Raw genomic sequence first — 511 nt, forward strand, 5'->3', positions numbered from 1 at the left:
GGTTATTCGACTGGTTCTGTTTTTAGCTTGGATAGCAACGGTCTTAGATTTAGTATTACGTATTTTCAAAAAAAGTCAGTCAACGGACACCTTGGGAGTTGCACTGGTTAAATTGTTAGTGCTGGGATATTTGCTTGGCTCCAATCTTGCGACGGATGTGCCGATTTATATTTTGGCTCTTGTGATTGGAGTTTATCAGATTTTTCATGCTACTATCAACCTTGTCACCTATGTTCTCTACCGCAAAAACAAAATTCGACCTCGTTTTCGTCTCTTACTAGATGGACTCGTACTAGTTTTTCTTGGTGGGACTAGTCTTTTGTCCTCTACAGGAAATTCTGTCTTTCAACTCTTTGTATTAGGGGCTTATTTTTTCCTTTATGGTGTGTCCAATATCCGTGATGGTTTCTTGTTTGAGGAGGAAATTGGGAAAAACCATCTCAAACGTCGTGTAAGAATGAGCTTACCTATTGTCCTAGCCGCTCTCATCCCTGCAAGTACTTTAGCAAAA

The 511-nt window shown here is 39.9% G+C and carries 1 pseudogene; it reads left to right on the forward strand.

Annotated elements, in window-relative coordinates:
• Positions 1–511 (forward strand): annotated as a pseudogene (locus HMPREF2991_RS03320) (DUF308 domain-containing protein); the annotation flags it as partial.

This window comes from Streptococcus sp. HMSC072D07 (assembly GCF_001814835.1).
GTDB lineage: Bacteria > Bacillota > Bacilli > Lactobacillales > Streptococcaceae > Streptococcus.